Source organism: Shewanella sp. NKUCC05_KAH, from assembly GCF_019345585.1.
In the GTDB taxonomy this organism is placed as follows: domain Bacteria; phylum Pseudomonadota; class Gammaproteobacteria; order Enterobacterales; family Shewanellaceae; genus Shewanella; species Shewanella oncorhynchi.
On the sequence record NZ_JAHKQZ010000013.1, the window covers coordinates 58,776 to 74,904 of the forward strand.

General features: G+C 44.1%; 11 protein-coding genes and 1 pseudogene. 7 read left to right on the top strand and 5 right to left on the bottom strand.

The window, feature by feature from the left end:
- Positions 1 to 19: 19 nt before the first annotated feature.
- Both KO533_RS12930 and KO533_RS12935 read right to left on the bottom strand, forming a co-directional pair.
- Positions 20 to 1,132, bottom strand: a complete 1,113-nt coding sequence (locus tag KO533_RS12930) for a hypothetical protein (RefSeq protein WP_219254523.1) — start codon at positions 1,130 to 1,132, stop codon at positions 20 to 22.
- Between the two features lie 97 nt (positions 1,133 to 1,229).
- Complete coding sequence (locus tag KO533_RS12935) at positions 1,230 to 1,634, bottom strand: GNAT family N-acetyltransferase (RefSeq protein ID WP_219254525.1); 405 nt, start codon at positions 1,632 to 1,634, stop codon at positions 1,230 to 1,232.
- A 791-nt stretch (positions 1,635 to 2,425) separates the two neighbouring features.
- Here KO533_RS12935 and KO533_RS12940 point away from each other — a divergent pair.
- Entirely contained in the window at positions 2,426 to 4,840 is a 2,415-nt protein-coding gene (locus tag KO533_RS12940) for a TonB-dependent receptor (RefSeq protein ID WP_212599759.1), read from the top strand.
- A 120-nt stretch (positions 4,841 to 4,960) separates the two neighbouring features.
- On the opposite strand, the pseudogene KO533_RS12945 reads toward KO533_RS12940, so the two are convergent.
- The 3 genes and pseudogenes from KO533_RS12945 to metK all read right to left on the bottom strand — a co-directional run.
- Positions 4,961 to 5,289: pseudogene (locus tag KO533_RS12945) on the bottom strand (transposase); the annotation flags it as partial.
- Positions 5,290 to 5,366: 77 nt separating this feature from the next.
- The gene (locus KO533_RS12950; RefSeq protein WP_219254527.1) at positions 5,367 to 5,852 is read right to left on the bottom strand and encodes a hypothetical protein; all 486 of its coding nucleotides are present in this window, start codon (positions 5,850 to 5,852) and stop codon (positions 5,367 to 5,369) included.
- Positions 5,853 to 6,007: 155 nt separating this feature from the next.
- Positions 6,008 to 7,159, bottom strand: coding sequence for a methionine adenosyltransferase (metK, locus tag KO533_RS12955; RefSeq protein ID WP_113939808.1), 1,152 nt, complete (start codon positions 7,157 to 7,159; stop codon positions 6,008 to 6,010).
- A gap of 445 nt (positions 7,160 to 7,604) precedes the next feature.
- Here metK and tkt point away from each other — a divergent pair, with 445 nt between their 5' ends.
- The 6 genes from tkt (at position 7,605) to nhaD (ending at position 15,977) form a co-directional block, all read left to right on the top strand.
- Positions 7,605 to 9,599 carry a transketolase gene (tkt, locus tag KO533_RS12960; RefSeq protein ID WP_219254529.1) on the top strand — a complete coding sequence of 665 codons (1,995 nt, stop codon included), beginning with the start codon at positions 7,605 to 7,607 and terminating at the stop codon, positions 9,597 to 9,599.
- Between the two features lie 116 nt (positions 9,600 to 9,715).
- The gene (gene epd / locus KO533_RS12965) at positions 9,716 to 10,732 is read left to right on the top strand and encodes an erythrose-4-phosphate dehydrogenase (protein ID WP_219254531.1); all 1,017 of its coding nucleotides are present in this window, start codon (positions 9,716 to 9,718) and stop codon (positions 10,730 to 10,732) included.
- A gap of 134 nt (positions 10,733 to 10,866) precedes the next feature.
- Complete coding sequence (locus KO533_RS12970; RefSeq protein WP_219254533.1) at positions 10,867 to 12,042, top strand: phosphoglycerate kinase; 1,176 nt, start codon at positions 10,867 to 10,869, stop codon at positions 12,040 to 12,042.
- A gap of 223 nt (positions 12,043 to 12,265) precedes the next feature.
- Positions 12,266 to 13,333, top strand: a complete 1,068-nt coding sequence (gene fba, locus KO533_RS12975; RefSeq protein ID WP_028761627.1) for a class II fructose-bisphosphate aldolase — start codon at positions 12,266 to 12,268, stop codon at positions 13,331 to 13,333.
- 205 nt (positions 13,334 to 13,538) lie between these two features.
- Positions 13,539 to 14,276, top strand: coding sequence for a DUF481 domain-containing protein (locus tag KO533_RS12980; RefSeq protein WP_219234425.1), 738 nt, complete (start codon positions 13,539 to 13,541; stop codon positions 14,274 to 14,276).
- Positions 14,277 to 14,507: 231 nt separating this feature from the next.
- Complete coding sequence (gene nhaD / locus KO533_RS12985) at positions 14,508 to 15,977, top strand: sodium:proton antiporter NhaD (protein WP_028761625.1); 1,470 nt, start codon at positions 14,508 to 14,510, stop codon at positions 15,975 to 15,977.
- Positions 15,978 to 16,129: the final 152 nt, after the last annotated feature.

The following is a 16,129-nucleotide window of genomic DNA, read 5'->3' on the forward strand; positions in this document are numbered from 1 at the left end:
AACACGTTTTAATTCATTTTCAGTAAAATTTATTTTCCGTTGGAATGAATTGATCAACATCCGTGACTGGTAATAGGTCTAAGCTATTTTTGGCATGTTTTCGTAGTTTATTTTCGTTTGCCTCAGTTGCAATGTTTTGTAATATTGACCTGTAGCGTGAGTTATTGCTTTTGGCTAACACTTTACAAAGCCAAGAAACAGCATCGATCACGTAGGGATCTTCATTCTTTTTCTCAGTCCAGATTTTTTCAGCAAATAAATCTAGCACCTCTATTTTGATATGATCTTGTTGATAATAGCCTTTGGCTAAACTCTGTAATGTTGCTCCTGTGCTGTTTAACTGCATTTTTATTGATGATATATCATCTGACCATTCAATGTTTGGGGTCACTCGTTCGATAAAGAGAGCTGCTGACTTTTGTTCACTGAACTGGATACTTCCAAGGCCTTCATACTGATAGGTTACGCTAGGTGGTTTTTCTATCAGGAAATTTCCACCATATTTGGTAATCTTGTCCGGCTTGCCTAGTTTTGAAACAACCAAGTTTTCACTTTCTCCGCTAGCCAATTTGAGGAATAATTCTTTTTTTGAAAGTTCTATCTTTTTGGGTTGAAGACCTGAGTCAATTATTGAAACATGAGATAGGCCTCTTTTCTCAATAACTTTTGATACAACATTTCCGTTAATATCCTCTATCCATACCGCAGAGTAATCTTCACTTAAACTCCCATTAATAAGATATTTTTCGTTTTTCTTCGGTGTAAAATTAACTTCTCCCTCAATGATATAGTTTGAGGTTGAGCTAAAAATATATCCGATTGGAGCGGAGTGATGGATTTGGCCGATGAGATATAAGTTTATGGGTTTGATTGGAATCGACCTTGATGCGCCCATTGCAATCAATTGCGAGCCTTTTCCATTAGAAGCCGCTGAAGATGCTGTTAAGCTATTATGGATAGGTTCTCCATCGATTAGCTTTATATAATAAAAACTTGCTTTACTTCGACTTAGTCTTTGAAAACTATCATCAATTGTAGCAAGCTCTCCTGTATACCCTTCTGGTATCGATGAAGTATAAGACATGCAGCCAAACATAAGAAAAGATATTATTGTGGAAAGAAATAACTTCATTTAATTTCCTTTTTTATAGAGTAAATCTATTTTATTCGTCTGTTTATAGTCATTGATATTATTTGTGCATTTTTATCAATAGTACTTTTACCAATTATCAATACTTTTTCACCATAAAGTAGCGCTCAGGTGTCGTGGTGACTGTGCCTATGATCTCAAAACCTTGTTTCTCATAGAATACAGGGGCTTGAATCGATAAGGTATCCACTTGGGCTACTAGGCAACCGCGTTTTTTCGCCTCTGCTTCTGCAAGTGCCATCAGTTTACGTCCAAGCCCTGTGCCTCTGGTTTGGTCATCAACCCAGACGACATTGATTAAGAAGTTTTTATAGATAGTTCGACCACCCACACCACCAATCAACTTGCCAGCTTCATCACGTGCAATGACAGTCAAAGGTACTGATTTCTCTGGTCCTAAGAGCCCAGCATTATATTGCCGAACGCCGTCTACCAGCGCATCCACAATCGCGTTATTTTCTTCACTAATAATTTCAAAGTTCATGTCAAAAACTCTTTCTGGAATGTGATTACTTTATAAACGTAAAAGGTATTTATTAAGATTTCACATCGGTTGATGAAAATTCGGGGCCAGTGTTATCTATACAAATGGCCATATTTCGTAATATAAACAGATGATACTTAGCCTATAACATTTTTCAGTGCTGATACCACTCTGAAATGGGATGAAGAATTCTCTTCGGTATAGACGATCATCAAATGATGTTCATCAATACTGCCCAATTTTAGTGCCCTAAGATTGCTGGATACATAATGAAATTAAGTTTTCTCAAAGCGACCCTTTCAGCACCAATAGGTTCTTTTTACCACTTGGCTAGACTCGTAGTACATTGGCATATCTTCTCACTTTATCTACATCTTCTTGTCTGTGGCATCGTTATCCCCTTGTATTGGAAACCTGCAATTAAGCCCTGTTCGAAATAGTAAGGCATAAAATGTAACTATGGTTCAGATAACGCGATGGCTCAGATAATGCGATGGGTGGCTCAGATAGAACGGCTTAAATAAAGCTTTTAGATAAAGTGTTTACTTTTTTTTCATATTTTTCAATCAATTAATCATCTTTTTTGCGGTGAATGGAGGGGGTTAGCCCCCTTTGTCGTGTAGTTCATTCAAGCGATGAATGTAAGCAAATTACGATCAATTTCACTAAACGTAAATGTTATTTCTGTTGCATTCAACTTTTGATTGATCTCACTAATGTTAATCATTATCATTCGCGAAATCATTTGTTGGTTACATTTGTAAACTAAGTTTACTAAACAGGAGAGGTTTATGTTATTTCGTCAAACTTGCTTGGCAGTTGCCATTACCGCTGTATTTGCGGGTAATTTTGTCCAAGCCGAAGAGGCTCCCGACAGAAAAATGGAAGTTATGGTTGTTACTGCCTCTGGATATGAACAGAAATTGGTTGATGCACCTGCCAGTATTTCTGTTATCACCCAAGAAGATTTGATGATAAAACCTTATACCACTCTCCTAGATGCAGTGCGTGACTTGGAAGGGGTTGATATTGGTGAAACCCGTGATAAAACAGGGCAAGGTACCATCAGTCTACGCGGTATGGGATCTGACTATACCTTAATCCTTGTCGATGGTAAGCGTCAGAATAACCATGGTGATATTTATCCAAACAGTTTTGGTGGCAATCAATTTGGTCATGTACCACCACTTGATGCTATTGATCGAATTGAAGTTATTCGTGGGCCAGCATCAACGTTATACGGTGCAGATGCTCTAGGTGGTGTGGTGAACATCATCACTAAAAAAGTGGGCGACGAATGGTCTGGCTCTATCACTCACAGCCGAACTCATCAAACCAATGATGCCTATGGCGAAGATATCACTACCGATTTCAGCGTGATGGGTCCCCTCATTAAAGGCGTTCTTGGGTTATCGATTCATGGCAGTATTTATGATCGAATGGGGTCTACACCAGAGTATGCACCAGTAGATTATCCCAATGGAGAAGTACGCACTCGTTCACTCGGTTTTGGTGGTGGCGGTAAAACCGTCGATAACGAAAATCATATGTTAGGTGGGAGTTTAAGTTGGACGCTAAATGAACATCACAAAATTTGGTTTGATTTAGATTCCTCATCTCAAGATTATGATAATACGCCACTGATCAATGATAACGGTGAACGCGAGTATCCGCTTGGTACTGTTGATAATATCGATAGTCTCTGGATTGCCAGTAACTTCTGTAAAGGCGGCGTAGGTTCCCGTGAGGCTGCTTGTCTAGCCAGCGGTGGTGAATGGGCAAGACGATCAAATCCGCGAGCGGGTTACAGCGAGACTCAAAAATTTACCCGTGATGCTTGGGCGTTAACCCATGAAGGTGCTTGGGATTTTGGTACAAGCTTTGTGTCACTATCCTATGTAGACACACAAAATAATGGCCGCACACTGCCATTTACCACTGCTGAAAGAGTATTACTACTGCAGATGATTGATGGTAAAGGGGATTACACCGGCATGACTGAAGCCGAACGTAAAGCGATTGCTGAATCCACTTTCCTGCCTAGACCTAAACGCGAAATGGCAAGTAATCAATATACGCTTGATATGAAACTCGATATTCCATTTGAAGCTGCAGGAAATCATGTCGCAGTGACGGGGGCGCAGGTGATTCGTGGTGAGTTGAAAGACGGTGTATTTGGTATGGAAGAAGGTACGCCGGGCGCAGTACAAGAACACAATATGTGGTCTGTTTTTGCTGAAGATACATGGAGCATGACTTCTGATTTATCTGTTACTGCGGGTTTACGTCATGATGATCATGAAATATTTGGCAACCAACTCAGCCCACGTCTATACGGCGTTTACACCATTAATAATGAGTGGACTGTAAAGGGTGGGGTGAGCACAGGTTTTAAAACACCTAAAACCACACAATTGTATGATGGTGTCGTTGGCTTTGGTGGCCAAGGAACCTCACCGCAATTTGGTAACCCAGATCTCGAAGCTGAAACCAGTGTGTCCAGCGAAGTCGCCCTGTATTGGTCCCATCCAGATGGCCATAATTTTAACGTCACTATCTTTAAAAATGACTTTGACGATAAGATTGCTTCACAACCCTGTGGTAAAGGTACGAGCATAGAATGTTCCGATGCGGGTGAATATGCTGATTTAGGTTATGCAGTCAGTAGCAAAACAGTCAACATAGATAAAGTTACTATTCAAGGTGCTGAGCTCGCGGGACGTTGGGAAATTCTAGATGCCTTAACGTTAAATGCTAATTATACCTACACAGATAGCGAGCAGAAAAGCGGTGCAGAGCAAGGCCGTCCACTCGGCAACAGTGCCAAGCATATGGCAAACGCGACATTAAAATGGGAGTTGACTGACTCATTTAACGTATTCTTGACCTCTGAATACCGTGCTAAACGTTATCGCTCTTGGGATATCATTAATGATGCTGCACTCTACTATAAGGGTTATAACGTGTTCCATCTTGGTGGTTCTTATCAGGCGAGTGAGTTTGTCACCTTCAACATGCGAGTAAATAACTTGTTTGATAAAGATTTTACTTCATACGATATTGTCTTCACCGAATGTAGTGACACTAGCACAACTTGTGTCTCTGACGACAATGGTCAAAACGGATACACTGCATCTTACGTTGATGATTTCAATAACAAAGATAAGGCCCGTAACTTCTGGGTTGGTATGAATGTACGTTTCTAAACGAATACCCTGTGCATTAGCTATTATTTGATATTCATGGGCGATAGATAAAACTGAGAGTTACCCGTTTGATAAAGGTATCCACTATCAATTAAACAATAGGGTAACTCTCATGACTCATGACTCATGACTCAGTGCACCTGCACTGTGCTGGTGAGTCCGCACTATCGAGCCATCAATAAAGACCCATTCCGTGTCGGCCATTTTCACTAAAGCTTTGAGTAAATAGGCCTGAATGTCTTTTTAGACCATAAATGAAACCCTCTAAAAACCGTACTCCAATGGCCCAACTCTTTGGGTCAATCTTGCTAAGGGGGGCCTGCTAGAAGGCGGTAAAGAATGCCTTCGAATGTTTGTCTATGTTCAGGTTTATCATAAACATGGCCTGTGCTGTTCATTAAATGAAATAGCGTTTCCCTGCGTGCATTGGTTAGTATCAATCTTGGCATGCTCTCTAAAAATCATTCTCGAAAGCTCAATAGATCCTAGATGAAGTCAGAAACATTAAAGGTGCTAGCGTATAAGTCTAAAGTATCAGCCATTGCCCGTTTGGGTAAGTACCAATATAACCAAAGGGTATTCTTCCACAGAGATACCAAAATAGGCGTTCACTCGTAAAGGCTGAAAGTTTAACGTCAGCTAGTAGCAGTGTTGCGAGCGTATTAGCGTCATCGGATGTCAGCGCGCATATTTCTGCAACGGGAATAATTTTCCAAGTGGAGAGGTAAGCTGACTTAGAAATTTCATCGACTTCGCTGTCAGAAATCCAAGCATGCACATCATTTACTACTGCCTTTGTTTTTAACGAATTTGCCAAGTCATGATCAGTTACACACAGGCTTTCATAGTGGATTTCGTAAGGTGTTTCAAAAAAGGCTTCAGGATCGGATTCAAGAAAAGCGGCGATCTCCTCTAATGTACCGTATGTCTTTGCTGTTTCCTCTGGCAGACCTACGTTGGCTGCCCATGCACAAGATTGAAGTTGCTGTAATAAGATGGCGTTATCGGTCATGGGATCAGTGCACTCTAATGGTCTGTGTATATGCTGCTTTTTATCTTGCCATATTTGTCTTAGCACTATTAATCTAACTAAATGTCAGACATAAAAAAACCGCTGGGTAGCGGTTTTTTATGGGTCTTAAGTGTAAAAATTGAAATGAATTAAGACTATAGACCCGCGTCAGCACGTAATATTTCGGCTTTATCAGTCGCTTCCCATGGGAATTCGCTGCGACCAAAGTGGCCATAAGCGGCGGTCGCTTGATAAATTGGACGTGCTAAATCTAGCATGGCCGTTAAACCGTATGGGCGCAGTTCAAAGTGTTGACGTACTAACTTGATCAGCACTTCTTCAGATACTTTACCGGTACCGAAGGTCTCGATGCTGATAGAGGTCGGCTCTGCCACACCAATTGCGTAAGACACTTGGATTTCACAGCGATCAGCAAGACCTGCTGCAACTATGTTTTTTGCCACATAACGGGCAGCATATGCCGCGCTACGATCCACTTTTGATGGATCTTTACCAGAGAATGCGCCACCACCATGACGGGCCATGCCGCCGTAGGTGTCAACGATGATCTTACGACCCGTTAAGCCGCAATCGCCTACTGGACCACCGATAACAAAACGGCCAGTTGGGTTGATAAAGAACTTAGTATCTTTGTTTAACCATTGAGCCGGTAACACTGGCTTGATGATGGTTTCCATCACACCTTCAATTAAGTCGGCTTGTGAAACGTCATCTCTGTGCTGAGTCGATAACACAACTGCATCGATACCGATAATTTTGCCATCATCATAGGCAAAAGTGACTTGGCTTTTCGCATCTGGGCGTAACCAAGGTAGCGTGCCATTTTTACGCACTTCAGACTGACGTTTCACTAATGCGTGAGCATAGGTGATAGGTGCAGGCATCAGAATGTCGGTTTCGTTGTTGGCATAGCCAAACATTAACCCTTGATCGCCAGCACCTTGCTCTGCAGGGTCTGCGCGGTCTACACCTTGATTAATGTCGGGTGATTGCTTACCAATGGCGTTTAATACTGCGCACGAGTCTGCATCAAACCCCATATCTGAATGGGTATAACCAATTTCACGCACCGTTTTACGGGTGATTTCTTCAATATCAACCCAGGCAGAGGTAGTGACTTCACCACCTACTAATACCATGCCGGTTTTGACATAAGTTTCACACGCTACGCGTGCTTTTGGATCTTGAGCCAGAATTGCATCTAGCACAGCATCAGAAATCTGATCTGCAATCTTATCGGGATGACCTTCTGAGACCGACTCAGAAGTAAACAAGTGCTTTGCCATAGTAGGAAAATCTCGTCGTTAGCATTCAAACGTGTAGAAGCATCTACATCTAGACGGCTATTTTAGTTTAAATCCGATTGCCGATCACCCCCGATAATAAAAAATCCTCTCAGATTGTGACCTGAAAACGACTACGCTCAGTCATAAATAGGTTATTTTTCTTATATTTCATATTATTAGGTTTGCTATGTTTTTGAGAAATTTATTTCTCCATTACAAGTGATCCTTGCTATGTCCTCTCAAGTAAACGCCAGTAGAGTGACTAGCTTGTTTCTGCGACTTGTATACCCAAGCGACCTGAATCCTGCATCTTCAGGTTGTTTGGGTATATATTCGGCCATCTTTTGCTGAGTGAATGGTAATTTTAGTTTGCGTCACACTGGCATGTAGGGGAAAATATGCATCCAAATTGCCCGCTAGACCCCACAAACAAGCAGGAGAGAGCATGTCTTCCCGTAAAGTACTCGCAAACGCAATCCGTGCGTTAAGTATGGATGCAGTTCAAAAAGCAAATTCAGGCCATCCCGGCGCCCCAATGGGGATGGCAGATATTGCTGAAGTGCTGTGGAATGATTTCCTTAAGCACAACCCGAACAATCCGAAATGGGTAGATAGAGATCGTTTTATCCTCTCTAACGGTCACGGTTCAATGCTGATTTACTCTTTACTTCACCTGACTGGTTATGAATTACCAATTGAGGAGCTAAAACAGTTCCGTCAATTGCATTCTAAAACACCGGGTCACCCAGAATACGGTTACACCCCAGGTGTTGAAACCACAACGGGTCCACTCGGTGCGGGCATCAGCAACGCTGTCGGTATGGCGATTGCTGAGAAAACCTTAGCGGCACAGTTTAACCGTGATGGTCACGATATCGTTGATCACTATACTTACTGCTTCCTCGGCGATGGCTGTTTGATGGAAGGTATTTCCCACGAAGCCTGTTCATTAGCCGGTACTTTAGGTTTAGGTAAACTGGTCGCATTTTGGGATGACAACGGTATTTCTATCGATGGCCATGTTGAAGGCTGGTTCACCGATGATACGCCAAAGCGTTTTGAAGCTTACGGCTGGCATGTGATTGCCGGTGTTGATGGTCACGATAGCGCGGCAATCCGTGCTGCTATCGAAGCGGCGAAAGCGGTGACTGATAAACCAACCATGATTTGCTGCAAAACCATTATCGGTTTTGGTTCACCCAACAAATCTGGCAGCCACGATTGTCACGGCGCGCCACTAGGCGATGCAGAAATCGCAGCCGCCCGTGAATTCCTTGGCTGGCCACATGCACCATTTGAAATCCCTGCTGATGTTTATGCCGGTTGGGATGCCAAAGAAGCAGGTGCTGCCCGTGAAGCAGCGTGGAACGAGAAGTTTGCAGTATATCGCGCTGCTCACCCAGAACTGGCTGCTGAATATGAGCGTCGCGTTCTGAAAGGTGAATTACCGGCTGATTTCGAAGAAAAAGCGCAGGCATTCGTGCAAGCATCACAGGACAAAGCCGAAGGTATTGCGAGCCGTAAAGCCTCACAAAATGCTATCGGTGCATTTGGCGCTATGTTGCCTGAACTGTTAGGCGGCTCTGCTGACTTAGCGGGTTCTAACTTGACACTGTGGTCAGGTTCTAAAGGTATTCAAGACGACCCAGCTGGTAACTACATTTACTACGGCGTGCGTGAATTCGGCATGAGTGGCATTATGAACGGTGCTTCGCTGCATGGTGGTTTCATCAATTACGGCGCAACGTTCATGATGTTCATGGAATATGCTCGTAACGCAGTGCGTATGTCGGCGCTGATGGGCATTCAAAACATCTTCGTTTATACCCATGACTCTATCGGTCAAGGTGAAGATGGCCCAACGCATCAGCCAGTTGAGCAATTAGCTAACCTGCGTATGACACCAAATATGGCCGTATGGCGTCCATGTGATGCGGCAGAAACGGCAGTTTCTTGGAAAGCTGCGATTGAGCGCCGTAATGCACCTACGTCACTGATCTTCAGCCGTCAAAACCTGAAAGCTCAAGCGCGTACCGCTGAGCAATTAGCTAATGTGGCTAAAGGTGCTTATGTACTGCAAGACTGTGCGGGTACACCAGAACTGATCCTGATCGCAACTGGTAGCGAAGTACAATTGGCAATGGATGCAGCCGCTGCACTGACTGAGCAAGGTAAACACGTTCGCGTCGTTTCTATGCCATCGACAACTGAGTTCGATAAGCAAGATGCTGCTTATAAAGAATCTGTATTACCACGTGCTGTGACTAAACGTGTGGCTATTGAAGCGGCGCATACCGATTTCTGGTACAAGTACGTCGGGTTTGAAGGCACAGTAGTGGGCATGACCACATTTGGTGAGTCTGCGCCGGGTAACGTGCTATTGAATCACTTTGGTTTCACCGTTGAAAATGTGCTGAATGCTGCAAAATCATTGGGCTAATGGCTCAAGGGATTAGATTCAATACAAAAGGTTAAACTTTTTAAGTGTTAATCTGTATAATGCGGCCTGCAATCGTTTGCAGGCCGTTTTTGTATTAAGAGGAAATTGAGACCTCAATGATCCGAGTCGCTATCAATGGTTATGGCCGTATCGGCCGCTCTATTCTCCGAGCTTTATATGAGTCTGGAAAACGGCAGCAAATGCAGATTGTCGCGATTAATGAATTAGCTAAACCTGAAGCCATTATTCATCTGACCCAGTACGACACCACCCACGGTCGGTTTGCGCATAAAGTGAAGCTTGTTGATGATCATATGCTGATTGGCGACGATGCGATAAAAATCCTCCACGAGCCCGATCCGGCAAAACTCCCTTGGCACGAGATGGGCATAGATATTGTCTATGAAGCCACAGGCGTATTAGTCGATCGTCAAAGCTGCGAAGCCCATATTCACGCCGGCGCTAAACAAGTGCTGATAAGTCATCCATCCTCAGCCGATGTCGATGGCACGATTGTCTATGGTGTGAATCACGATTTACTCCGCGCCGAACACACAGTGGTTTCCAACGCTTCTTGCACCACAAACTGTATCGTGCCTGTGATCGATGTGCTCGATCGCCACTTTGGCGTTAAAAGCGGTGCGATTACCACTATCCATTCGGCGATGAACGATCAGCAAGTGATTGATGCTTATCATGATGATTTGCGTCGTACCCGCGCCGCTGGCCAATCGATTATCCCTGTCGATACTAAACTTGCCCGCGGCATTGAGCGGATCTTGCCGCACATGAAAAATAAGTTTGAAGCGATTTCGGTGCGCGTGCCCACCATCAACGTGACCGCCATCGATTTGTCCGTGACCTTAGAAAAAACCGTCGATATTGCCACAGTCAATCAGGTGCTGGAATCAGCCGCCAATGGGCGATTTAACGGCATCTTAGGCTATACTGATGAGCCCTTAGTCTCATGTGATTTCAACCATGATCCGCGCTCCAGTATTGTCGATGGTACCCAGACCCGCGTGAGCGCCGGTCAGTTGGTAAAGTTACTCCTGTGGTGCGATAACGAGTGGGGTTTTGCCAATCGTATGTTAGATACGAGTTTGGCGATGATTGCGGCCAAGCGAGGCTGATAAAAGTAGATTATTCACTTGTGGGTCACTGAATTTATGCCAATTCGACGGGATGTCGAGCGCCGAGCGGCAGTCAATTCATACCGGCTATGTGTGAAACAGTTTGTTTTTTGATTATAAAAGGAAGCGTTACCATGGCAATTATCAATATGTCAGATCTGGATCTACAAGGTAAGCGCGTGCTTATCCGCGAAGATCTCAATGTCCCTGTTAGCAATGGCGTCGTCACCAGTGACGCACGTCTGCGCGCCTCTCTACCGACTATCGAGTTGGCCCTTGAAAAAGGTGCGGCTGTGATGGTGATGTCGCATTTAGGTCGTCCGACCGAAGGCGAATACAATCCCGAATATTCTATGCAACCTGTGGTCGATTATTTGGCAAAAGCCCTGTCTTGTCCTGTGCGTTTAGCGACCGACTATTTAGATGGCGTTGACGTTGCCGTGGGTGAAGTGGTTGTGTTCGAAAACGTGCGTTTCAACGTGGGTGAAGGTAAGAACAACGAAGCCTTATCGAAAAAAATGGCGGCGCTGTGTGATGTCTATGTGATGGACGCCTTCGGTACAGCACATCGTGCCCAAGCATCGACCCATGGCGTGGGCATGTTTGCCCCAATCGCCTGTGCCGGTCCATTACTGGCACAAGAATTAGATGCCTTAGGCAAGGCATTAGATAATCCTGCGCGTCCTATGGTGGCGATTGTCGGTGGCTCTAAAGTGTCGACTAAGCTAACCGTGCTAGAAAGTCTTTCAGGCATAGTCGATCAGTTAGTGGTTGGCGGCGGTATTGCCAATACTTTCATTGCGGCGGCGGGCTACAATGTCGGTAAATCGCTGTATGAGGCGGATTTGATCGACGAAGCTAAGCGTTTAGTGGCTAATGCTAAGAGCCGTGGCGCCGATATTCCTGTGCCGACCGATGTGGTCGTTGCGGGCGAGTTTAGTCCAACAGCAGCGGCAACGTTAAAATCGGTTAGCGAAGTCGCTGATGGCGAAATGATTTTCGATATTGGTCCAGATAGCGCTGAAGCACTGGCTAAAATCATCGAATCTGCAGGCACTATCGTATGGAACGGCCCTGTGGGCGTGTTCGAATTCGACCAATTCGGTGAAGGTACTAAGCGTATCGCCCAAGCGATTGCTGATTCAAAAGCGTTCTCTATCGCAGGCGGTGGTGACACTTTGGCTGCGGTTGATAAGTACGGTATTGCCGATAAAGTGTCTTACATTTCGACTGGCGGCGGTGCTTTCCTCGAGTTCCTCGAAGGTAAAGAATTACCGGCTGTTGCTATGTTAGAAAAACGCGGCGCTTAATCATTAAGTTTTAAAAAACGCGGCGCATAAGACGCCGCGATAAGCTCTGATAACATCAAAGCTTTGATAAAAAGTAAAAAATTATAAAAAAACCGCCCGTATTCATCTAAGGTGCTTAATTTAAGTTGTTTATTTAAGGTACAGAGTTGAATGCGGGTATAAAAATCCATCCAAACGATAGCGACCTCGGTGATAGATATCACCCTATTATTGGAGTTAAAAAATGGCGTTAATTTCCCTACGACAACTACTTGATCACGCAGCAGAACATGGATACGGTGTGCCTGCGTTTAACGTTAACAACTTAGAGCAGATGCGTGCCATCATGCAGGCCGCTGAAGCAACAGACAGCCCTGTGATAGTGCAAGCTTCTGCTGGCGCGCGTAAATACGCTCGCCCACAGTTCTTAAAATATTTGATGGCAGCGGCTCTTGAGCAGTACCCAGATATCCCTGTGTGTATTCACCAAGACCACGGTACCGATCCTGATATTTGTCAGCGTTCTATCCAATTAGGCATGTCATCAGTCATGATGGACGGCTCTTTGATGGCTGACGGCAAAACGCCTGCATCGTACGAGTACAACGTTGATGTTACCCGTCGTACAGTGGCATTTGCCCATGCGTGTGGTGTGTCAGTTGAAGGTGAAATTGGCTGTTTAGGCAGCTTAGAAACTGGCCAAGCTGGCGAAGAAGATGGTGTTGGTGCATCAGGTATTTTAAGTCACGATCAAATGTTGACTAGCCCTGAAGAAGCGGCGCGTTTCGTTGCCGATACCCATGTTGATGCACTCGCGATTGCTATCGGTACTAGCCATGGTGCATATAAGTTCAGTCGTAAACCGACGGGCGATGTACTGCGTATCGACCGCATCAAAGAAATTCATGCGCGTATTCCTAACACTCACTTAGTGATGCACGGTTCATCTTCTGTGCCACAAGAGTGGCTAAAGATCATCAACCAATATGGTGGTCAGATCCCAGAAACCTACGGTGTGCCATTAGAAGAAATCGTAGAAGGTATCAAACACGGTGTACGTAAAGTCAACATTGATACCGACTTACGTTTAGCATCAACGGGTGCTGTTCGTAAATTCTTAGCTGAACACCCGAGTGAATTTGATCCACGTAAATTCCTGAAAGCATCAATGGAAGCCATGGCCGATATTTGTACGGTTCGCTATGAAGCTTTCGGCTGTGCAGGTCAAGCATCTAAGATTAAGCCATTGTCTTTACAAGCAATGTATAAAGCGTATCAGTCTGGCGCGTTAGATCCTAAGATCAATATGTAAGCGTTATCGCTGAGATAAAAACCCGCTAAAGCGGGTTTTTTTATACTTAAAATAGCTGCAATTTTCATTTTTTAATCGTAAATGTTAATATCGCGCAGATTTTCAGGGGAAAATACTAACCCTTATTAATATGTGCTTATTCAGCATCGCTGGGACGAACAGATATTTATAGGGATTGGATTTAACGGAACAGGAACGGATAAACATGAAGAAAGTACTGACCGCAGCACTATTAATGGCTGCACCTTTTATGGCGACAGCTGGGGCCGATTTTGTAAAAGGCGATGAGACATTCGCAGGTGAAGCTGAGCTTGGTGCAACCTTAACCACAGGTAACACTGAAACCTCATCATTCAAAGGACGTTTAAATCTTAAGCATGAGCTTGGCGATTGGGAGAATCAGTACTTACTCGAAGGTTTATATAAAGAGGATACAGGTTCTGTTACCGCGAAACGCTATTTAGCGGGCGCACAAGGTAACTACAAGATGACAGATCGTAGCTACTTGTTTGCTAACGGTAATTATGAAGTTGATCCGTTCACAGGTTATGATTACACGCTATCTGGCGCAGCGGGTTATGGTTATAGATTCTATGATACTAGTAAGACCTTTTTAGATGTCGAAGTCGGTCCAGGTTATATCTATCAGCGTCTTGATACAGAGCAAGCACTTATCGAAGGCCATGACACCAATGACAGCGTCGTCGCTCACGGCGTGATCAACTTTGAAACCGAAATCACTGACACCTCTAAATTCCAACAACGTTTCGTTGCCGATTACGGTGATAAGCTCGATGCCCGTTCTGAAACTTCGTTAACGGCGAATATTATCGGCGCATTAGCAATGAAGTTTGCCATTATTGTGCGTTACAACAGCGAGCCGTTGGATAATAAGAAAAGTACAGATACAGAAACCAATATGACCTTGTTATATTCCTTCTAATGCTGTGACGCTGATTAGAAACTAAAAAGCACCTTTGAGGTGCTTTTTTATTGGCTCTTTTTAGACTAAGTTAAATGTTTCTTTATTAGTTATCGCTGTAGTTATACAAAAATTAATGTTTTAAATGCCTTTGGTTATAGGGTAATGCATAGAAAGTTGCGTTTTATCAACATTTACTATGCCGAAGCTATGGTAATTTTCGACTAATTTCCTACGTAGAGATGAACTTTAATGAAATTACAGCGGTTGTTTAAAGGCAGTGGAATGGCGTTATGGAGTCTATTCTGCGTTGCAATATTGAGCGGATTCTCACCTGCAGCATGGGCTATGACAGAAGGGATAGAACGGCTTAATTTAACCGCCTCGAGTGTGGGTTATGTTGCCGTCTTTGTGTTTGTACTTGCATACATAATGGTGATGGCTGAGGAGTCGTTACATTTACGCAAGTCGAAACCTGTGCTGGTCGCGGCAGGGATTATCTGGGGCATGATAGGTTTTGTGTATGTACAAAATGGTATGTCTGAAGTGTCGGAAACTGCATTCAAACATAACTTGCTTGAATATGCTGAGCTTCTACTCTTCTTACTCGTGGCGATGACTTATATCAATGCTATGGAAGAGCGAAATTTGTTTGATGCCATTCGTGGTTGGCTTGTCGGCCGTGGGTTTAGTCTAAGAACCGTATTTTGGTTGACGGGGTTTATGGCGTTCTTTATCTCACCCGTGGCAGATAATTTAACGACTGCGCTATTGATGTGTGCCGTGGTGATGAAGGTGGGGGCAGGGCAACGCAAGTTTATCACCCTAGCCTGTATCAACATTGTTGTTGCGGCTAATGCGGGTGGTGCGTTTAGTCCGTTTGGTGATATCACGACCTTAATGGTGTGGCAAAAAGGATTAGTGCACTTTAGCGATTTCTTCCATCTGTTTATTCCTGCTTTAGTGAACTTTGCATTACCCGCTGCCATTATGAGTGTGTTTATTCCACATTTTGTGCCAGAGCCAGAAAAAGAGCATGTTTATACTAAGCCGGGTGCTAAGCGAATTGTTGCGTTGTTTTTACTCACAATCGCTACGGCAGTGTGTGCTCATTCCTTCTTAGGTATGCCGCCTGTATTGGGTATGATGACGGGATTAGGTTTCTTACAATTTTTTGGTTTTTATCTGCGTAAAACCTTCAATCGTTCCGTTGCCCGCGAACGTGCAAAGGCTGAATTGCGTCAGGACGAGCAGCGTCTGCAGCAACTTGGTAGTGTGGTGCCCTTCGATGTGTTTAGCAGGATCTCCCGCGCTGAATGGGATACCCTGTTGTTCTTTTATGGTGTAGTGCTATGTGTGGGTGGCCTTGGCTTTATGGGGTACTTGAGCTTAGTATCTGAGGCTTTGTATTCCAATTGGGATACGACCTATGCCAACGTGGCTATCGGTCTGTTGTCTTCGGTTGTTGATAATATTCCGGTGATGTTTGCTGTGTTGACGATGAACCCTGAGATGGCCTTAGGCCAATGGTTACTGGTAACGTTAACCGCAGGAGTTGGGGGCAGTTTATTGTCAATTGGCAGTGCTGCAGGGGTCGCGTTAATGGGACAAGCTAGGGGGATTTACACCTTTGGTGCCCATTTGCGTTGGACACCTGTCATTGCGCTGGGTTATATCGCGAGCATTTTAGTACATATGTGGCTCAATGCCGCGATGTTCTAAATAAAAGTACTGAGCATTCATCATTTGGGCTGTATTGACGTTTGTGAGTCGTTTTGTAGCGGATAATATCGCGAATTATTTAGCGAACAACATCGATCTAACAAAATTCAATCGCATAACGTCTAGATATCAATGAATAAAATAGAGGCATC

Coding starts and splice junctions, on each gene's coding strand:
- KO533_RS12930 (WP_219254523.1), bottom strand. CDS start 1,132: ATGAAGTTATTTCTTTCCACAATAATATCTTTTCTTATGTTTGGCTGC.
- KO533_RS12935 (WP_219254525.1), bottom strand. CDS start 1,634: ATGAACTTTGAAATTATTAGTGAAGAAAATAACGCGATTGTGGATGCG.
- KO533_RS12940 (WP_212599759.1), top strand. CDS start 2,426: ATGTTATTTCGTCAAACTTGCTTGGCAGTTGCCATTACCGCTGTATTT.
- KO533_RS12950 (WP_219254527.1), bottom strand. CDS start 5,852: ATGACCGATAACGCCATCTTATTACAGCAACTTCAATCTTGTGCATGG.
- metK (WP_113939808.1), bottom strand. CDS start 7,159: ATGGCAAAGCACTTGTTTACTTCTGAGTCGGTCTCAGAAGGTCATCCC.
- tkt (WP_219254529.1), top strand. CDS start 7,605: ATGTCTTCCCGTAAAGTACTCGCAAACGCAATCCGTGCGTTAAGTATG.
- epd (WP_219254531.1), top strand. CDS start 9,716: ATGATCCGAGTCGCTATCAATGGTTATGGCCGTATCGGCCGCTCTATT.
- KO533_RS12970 (WP_219254533.1), top strand. CDS start 10,867: ATGGCAATTATCAATATGTCAGATCTGGATCTACAAGGTAAGCGCGTG.
- fba (WP_028761627.1), top strand. CDS start 12,266: ATGGCGTTAATTTCCCTACGACAACTACTTGATCACGCAGCAGAACAT.
- KO533_RS12980 (WP_219234425.1), top strand. CDS start 13,539: ATGAAGAAAGTACTGACCGCAGCACTATTAATGGCTGCACCTTTTATG.
- nhaD (WP_028761625.1), top strand. CDS start 14,508: ATGAAATTACAGCGGTTGTTTAAAGGCAGTGGAATGGCGTTATGGAGT.